6 protein-coding genes and 1 pseudogene are annotated in these 6,735 nt (G+C 45.3%); 6 read left to right on the top strand and 1 reads right to left on the bottom strand.

Annotated features, from left to right (window positions below):
* A pseudogene (locus HDC91_RS20075) lies at nt 1-176 on the bottom strand (glucosamine-6-phosphate deaminase); the annotation flags it as partial.
* 115 nt (nt 177-291) lie between these two features.
* Between HDC91_RS20075 and HDC91_RS19375 the strand changes: the two are divergent.
* From HDC91_RS19375 to hflX, 6 genes are all read left to right on the top strand, one after another.
* Entirely contained in the window at nt 292-1,485 is a 1,194-nt protein-coding gene (locus HDC91_RS19375) for an anhydro-N-acetylmuramic acid kinase (protein WP_183555025.1), read from the top strand.
* Nucleotides 1,486-1,601: 116 nt separating this feature from the next.
* Nucleotides 1,602-2,063, top strand: coding sequence for a cytochrome B (locus HDC91_RS19370; RefSeq protein WP_183555023.1), 462 nt, complete (start codon nt 1,602-1,604; stop codon nt 2,061-2,063).
* Nucleotides 2,064-2,281: 218 nt separating this feature from the next.
* Nucleotides 2,282-3,691, top strand: a complete 1,410-nt coding sequence (locus HDC91_RS19365) for an anthranilate synthase component I family protein (RefSeq protein WP_183555021.1) — start codon at nt 2,282-2,284, stop codon at nt 3,689-3,691.
* A gap of 81 nt (nt 3,692-3,772) precedes the next feature.
* On the top strand, nt 3,773-4,339 hold the full coding sequence (locus HDC91_RS19360) for an aminodeoxychorismate/anthranilate synthase component II (RefSeq protein WP_183555019.1): 567 nt from the start codon (nt 3,773-3,775) through the stop codon (nt 4,337-4,339).
* A 153-nt stretch (nt 4,340-4,492) separates the two neighbouring features.
* Complete coding sequence (gene trpC / locus HDC91_RS19355) at nt 4,493-5,275, top strand: indole-3-glycerol phosphate synthase TrpC (RefSeq protein ID WP_183555017.1); 783 nt, start codon at nt 4,493-4,495, stop codon at nt 5,273-5,275.
* 275 nt (nt 5,276-5,550) lie between these two features.
* Nucleotides 5,551-6,735 (top strand): GTPase HflX, encoded by a 1,185-nt coding sequence (gene hflX / locus HDC91_RS19350; protein ID WP_183555015.1) that lies wholly within the window; start codon nt 5,551-5,553, stop codon nt 6,733-6,735.

Below are 6,735 nucleotides of genomic sequence, written 5' to 3'. Positions count from 1 at the left end.
ATAGGGGTAACCCCCGTTGCCAGGCCAAGCACGGCCTGCTGCCCTGCAGCCTCTTTTTTACGGATAAGACCGGCAATGCGTTTTGCAACAGCTACAGATGCCGCGTTCTGGTCAGCGTACACCGTTACCGGAAGTTTCTCGTAACGGGTCTCTTCTAATAAATTTAATCTTGCCATAATGGGGTTTGGTTGCGGGTGGTACAAATGCTTCAAAACAAATATATCAGATATTTATATACAGGGCGTTTTAATTTATCTTTTGCACGGCAAGTCAAAACAGGTAATTTAGCGCATGCCTGCATTAAACCACAACCTTGAAAAACTATTTAAGATCGCCCAAAAACAGGAGAGGTTGGGCATTGGCCTAATGTCGGGAACCTCGCTTGACGGGCTGGATATTGCCTTATGCCGATTCAGCGGCAGCGGCACTAACACCACATTTAAGCTTTTGCAGTTTATCACCATCCCGTACGACGACCATTTCAAGAGGGAAGTGCAGCAGGTATTTGCCCAAGGGCAGGCAGACCTGGAAAAGGTTACATTATTAAATGCCTATATCGGCAGCTTCCACGCCGGACTGATATTGCAGGCTTTGGCAAAGTGGGATATTAAACCAACCGAAATAGACTTTATCGCCAGCCACGGACAAACCATTTACCATGCGCCAAAACATCAGCATAAACAACCCGGCTACGGTAACGCTACGCTGCAAATTGGCGACGGCGACCATATAGCTGTAAAAACGGGGATACTTACCATAAGCGACTTTCGCCAAAAGCACATTGCAGCAGGTGGCGAGGGCGCGCCTTTGGCCCTGTACGGCGATGTTTTACTGGGCAGTAAAACGGGCGAGGAAAGGATACTGCTAAATATTGGCGGGATAGCCAACCTTACCTACCTACCCGCCGACGGCGACACTGCAAAAGTTGTATGTACCGATATTGGCCCGGGCAATACCCTGGTAGACGCGGCATGCCGCAGGTATTTTGATAAGCCGTATGATGAGGATTCGTCAATAGCCAACGCAGGAACAGTGGATGAAACTTTACTGGAGAGCCTGCTGCACCATCCTTTTTTTAACGAAACGCTGCCCAAAACCACAGGGCCCGAGCTGTTTAATTTAGAGTATGTTGCCGATGCACAGCAAGCATCCCGCTCGTTAAATATCAATAAAACCGACCTTATCACCACGTTGAGCGCGTTTACAGGCCGCACTATCGGCAACTTTATTTCAGCACATTTTAACCTGTCCGGTCTTAGGATATTTTTAAGCGGCGGGGGCGCCAGTAACCCATACGTGGTTGACTATCTTAAAAAAGCCCTGCCCTTTGCAGCCATTGCCAACACTGCCGAATTAGCTATTGACCCCGATGCCAAAGAAGCTATATTATTTGCTTTGCTGGGAAATGAGGCGCTTTGCGGTGAGCCGATGGTTATAGGGGATAACCCTGCCGTGCTAATGGGGAAGTTTAGCTTTGCGGGGTAAAAGCCTCACCTAATCCTCTCCAAAGGAGAGGACTTTAAAAAAAGTTTTTCTACCTCTCCTTTGGAGAGGGCTGGGTGAGGCTTTTTATCCTTATATTCGACTCAAATTATAATCACATGAACGCTTATAAATTCTTCCTCGAGTTCCACTCGGGCTTCCGGTATGTTGTATTTGTAATGGTTGTTATTGCCATTTTTAGTGCCTTTGCCGGGTGGTTTGGCAAAAAAACTTACAGCGATGGTAACCGCAAATTCAACCTGTTTACGATGATATCGGTACATACCCAAATTCTACTGGGCCTTGTGCTTTATTTTTTAAGTCCGTTTGTAAAGTTTGCAGGCGGCGTTATGAAAGACCCCGCTTCGCGCTACTGGACGGTTGAGCATATCAGCATGATGATTATTGCCATGATATTGGTTACCATCGGCCACAGCAAATCTAAAAAGGCGATACTACCCGGGGATAAGCACAAGGCAATAGCTGTTTTCTATACTGCTGCATTTGTTATTATAGTAGTTGCCATTGCTTTAATGACCAAAGATGTGCCCGGACGCACCTTTTTTGGAATGTCCTACTAAAAAAGTCGACAAAAAATTTGTTAATTCAATTTTTTGTATAAATTTGTCGCCACGATATGAAAAATACTAACCTTAATACCAATTGGTGGCACTATGTGAAAACATGGCAGCCGGATAGTTTTTGATATGCAGTACTAATCAAATGTAAACCTAATTTGAAACCCGGCGAACGCTCAATTCGCCGGGTTTTTTGTTTAAATGCTTCCTGATAACAACTAATGAAAACATATAAAATAACAACTACACAAAAAAAATTGCTTGCCGATACCACTACGCCTGTAAGCATTTATCTGCGCTTACGGGATGTGTTCCCCAATTCGCTGCTGCTGGAAAGCTCGGATTACCACAGCCGCGAAAACAGCCTGAGCTTTGTTTGCTGCGCGCCGATCAGCGGAATGGTGCTTGACAACAAAATGCTAAAAAAACGGTTCCCTGATGGTACCGAAGAGATAAGCAAGCCGGGTGAATTTGATATTACCGACGAGATAAACAATTTTACGAGTCGTTTTGAGGTAGAAGCAAATACATCAAAAATATTATCAAACGGGCTGTTCGGCTATTTTACGCACGAGGCGGTTGAGCATTTCGAGACCATCCGGTTAAAGGAAAGTCACGATACCGCCCGTAAGATCCCGGTGATGCAATATCACATATACAGCTACATTATCGCCATAGATCATTTTAAGAACGAGCTGTATATTTTTCATAACCAGGTAGAGGGGCTTCCCCAAACCAACGGACTGGAAAAGATAGAAGACCTTATCAAAAACAAGAATTTCCCGGAGTACAGCTTTAAAAGCAACGAGGCAGAACGATCAAACCTGACCAACGAAGAGTTTATTGCCATTGTCGAGAAGATGAAGCAGCATATTTACCGTGGCGATGTGTTCCAGATTGTTCCGTCAAGGGCGTTCTCGCGTAAGTTTTTGGGCGACGAGTTTAACGTTTACCGGGCGCTGCGTTCTATTAACCCATCGCCATACCTGTTTTATTTTGATTACGGCGATTTTCGCATCTTTGGCTCATCGCCCGAGGCGCAGATCACCATTAAAAATAATGTGGCAAGCATATTCCCGATAGCCGGCACCTTTAAACGCAGTGGCGATGATGAGAAGGACGCCGAAATTGCCCGCCAGCTGGAAAATGACCCTAAAGAGTCGGCCGAGCATGTGATGCTGGTTGACCTGGCCCGCAACGACCTGAGCCGTCATTGCGAAAACGTAAGCGTAAAAGCATTTAAGGAAGTGCAGTACTATTCGCACCTTATCCACCTGGTATCGCATGTAAGCGGTACTTTAAAGCCCGGTACTACGTCATTTAAAATTGTTGCAGATACTTTTCCGGCAGGTACGTTAAGCGGCGCGCCAAAATACCGCGCCATGGAGATCATTGACGAGAACGAAAAAACCAAACGCAGCTTTTACAGCGGCGCAATCGGATTCTTCGGCTTTAACGGTGATTTTAATCACGCCATCATGATCCGTTCGTTCCTGAGTAAAAACAACACACTGCACTACCAGGCGGGAGCGGGCATAGTAGCAGGCTCGGTTGCCGAAAGCGAGTTGAAAGAGGTAGACAATAAGATTGCCGCGCTAAGAAAAGCGATAGAACTGGCGGAGGAATTGTAGGTAAAGATCAGCAACTGGTGATCAGAGATTAGTTTATAAATCAGGGCAATGTTAATCCCTGAAATCAAGGTTCAAGTAAAAATGAAGATATTAATAATAGACAATTACGATTCTTTCACCTATAACCTGGTGCATTTGGTAAACGAGTTAGGTTTGCAATGCGAAGTTTGGAGGAACGATCAGTTTAAGATAGAGGACGTGGACAGGTTTAGCCATATTATCTTGTCGCCGGGGCCGGGCATCCCATCAGAAGCAGGTTTGCTTTTGCAGGTGATAGAAAAATACGCGCCTACCAAAAGCATATTTGGCGTTTGTTTGGGGCAGCAGGCCATTGCCGAAGTATTTGGCGGAAAGCTTTATAACCTGCCGCAGCCTATGCACGGCATTGCCACACCCATAAAGATAACAAATACCAACGAGCCGCTTTTTGCAGATCTGCCTAATGAATTTAAAGTAGGTCGTTACCACTCCTGGGTGGTAGAGAAAGACCTGCCCGAAGTTTTAGAAATTACCGCCATTGATGAAGAAGATGGCTCGGTAATGGCTTTAAGGCATAAGCAGTATAACGTACGCGGCGTACAGTTTCACCCCGAATCGGTACTAACCGATTACGGTAAAGAAATGATGCATAACTGGTTAAAGGCGTAGGCTGTTTTACTCACCTGTCATTTCGAACGAACCGGGCAAGGGTTGTTTGCGGGCGTGAGGAGAAATCTTATACGCCATTTGCAAGTCGCTCTTATAAGATTTCTACTCGTACCGCGTTCGAAATGACATAGGTTTGTTATAGATTTGAAAACAATGACGATACTCGATAAAATAGTTGCTCATAAAAAAAAGGAAGTGGAGCGGGATAAGGTGCGCACCACCTATACCAAACTGGAAGAATCTGAATATTTTCACCGGGAAACCTACTCTTTTAAAGATTTTTTGCTGGCGCCTGACCGTACCGGTATCATTGCTGAATTTAAGCGGAAATCGCCCTCAAAAGGTGTAATTAATGACGACGCGTTGGTAAAGGATGTAACGAAGGATTATGCAGAGGCCGGTGCTTCGGCATGTTCTGTTCTTACAGATTACGGCTTTTTTATGGGCCGCAAAATGGATGTTACCCGCGCACGCAGGGCAACCAGTATCCCTATACTGCGGAAAGATTTTATGATAGATGAGTACCAGGTTATCGAAGCAAAGTCTTTGGGTGCGGACATTATTTTGCTTATCGCCGCCATACTTACCCCAGCCGAGATCAAGAACCTGGCGTCGCTTGCTAAAAGCCTCGGCCTGAATGTACTTTTAGAGGTGCACAACCTGCAAGAACTGGAACGCAGCATAGATACCAACCTTGACGCCATTGGCGTAAATAACCGCAACCTGGCAGATTTTACCGTATCGGTAGAAAACTCGTATAAACTGGTTGATCATATTCCCGGCGATTTCATGAAGATCTCTGAAAGCGCCATCAGCGATACTGAAACCATTAAGCAGTTAAGGGCAGTTGGTTTTAACGGATTTTTGATCGGAGAAAATTTTATGAAACAGCAAAACCCGGGTGCCGCCATGCGCGAGTTTGTTACCGGTTTGTAATTGACGGTACTTTCCATATCTTTGCAGCATCATGATATAATATCCTCTCCCCAGCAGCTTTCAGTTTGCTTAACCTTGTTCAGCATCAGAAAGATTTGTCGTTACGTCGCGATTAAGCACGTAGCGATATCACTGTAACCGCTTCCTGATCTTTTTACGAAGCGATATTATCAACTATAAATAATCCGTGTGATGTGAACATAACTGCCCTATAGCGAGTTATATTGAGGTGACTTTATGTTTACCTTTATGGTTTAAATGTTAATCATTTTTGAATGAAACAAAAATTTTATGATACTGCTGTGAAGCAGGAAAAAGTGGTTTTGGTTGGTGTTATTACCCCCAACGAAACCGAAGCCCAGGAAAAAGAATACTTAGAGGAACTGGAGTTTTTAGTGGCTACCGCCGGTGGCCTCACTGTAAAAAGCTTTACCCAAAAACTACAACGCCCCGAGCGGGCAACTTTTGTAGGTACCGGTAAGCTGGAAGAGATAAAGGAGTTTGTGATTGCCGAAGAGATAGACATTGTTGTTTTTGATGATGAGCTTACCCCTTCGCAGCTTCGTAATATCGAGCGCGAACTGAATGTAAAGATACTGGACCGCAGCAACCTGATACTGGACATTTTTGCCGGTCGCGCGCAAACAGCGCAGGCTAAAACCCAGGTAGAGCTGGCACAGCTACAATATCTGCTGCCGCGCCTAACCCGCCTCTGGACTCACCTTGAGCGCCAGAAGGGTGGTATTGGTATGCGTGGGCCGGGTGAGTCGCAGATTGAGACTGACAGGCGTTTGATCCTGAACAAGATCTCGTTACTGAAAGAACGCCTTAAACTGATAGACCGCCAGAACGAGACCCAGCGCAAAAACCGGCAGCAACTTATCCGTGTGGCGCTGGTAGGGTATACCAACGTAGGAAAATCAACTATCATGAACATGCTGTCGAAATCAGACGTGTTTGCCGAGAACAAGCTTTTTGCCACGCTGGATACCACCGTGCGTAAAGTGGTTGTTGAGAACGTGCCTTTTTTACTGTCGGATACGGTAGGGTTCATCCGCAAACTACCTCACCACCTGGTAGAGTGCTTTAAATCTACGCTTGACGAGGTACGCGAGGCAGATATCCTGGTGCATGTAGTGGATATCTCGCATCCTAACTTTGAGGACCAGATACGCACGGTTAACGAAACACTTAAGGACCTTGGTGCTATTGATAAACAAATGATAACCGTGTTTAACAAAATAGATGCGTTTATTCCCGAGCAGCACCATGTTGATGTTACCGAAGGCCCTTTAACGCTTGATGATTTCAAGCACAGCTGGATGGCAAAGAATAACAGCCCGGCCATATTTATATCGGCTACTCAAAAAGAGAACGTTGAAGAGTTTAGGAATTTGCTGTATGAATACGTGAAGAAAGTTCATACGGAAAGATACCCGTACGATAATCTGCTTTATTAG

This window comes from Mucilaginibacter sp. AK015 (assembly GCF_014200785.1).
GTDB lineage: Bacteria > Bacteroidota > Bacteroidia > Sphingobacteriales > Sphingobacteriaceae > Mucilaginibacter.
This window is presented reverse-complemented; position numbering and strand designations above follow the sequence as displayed.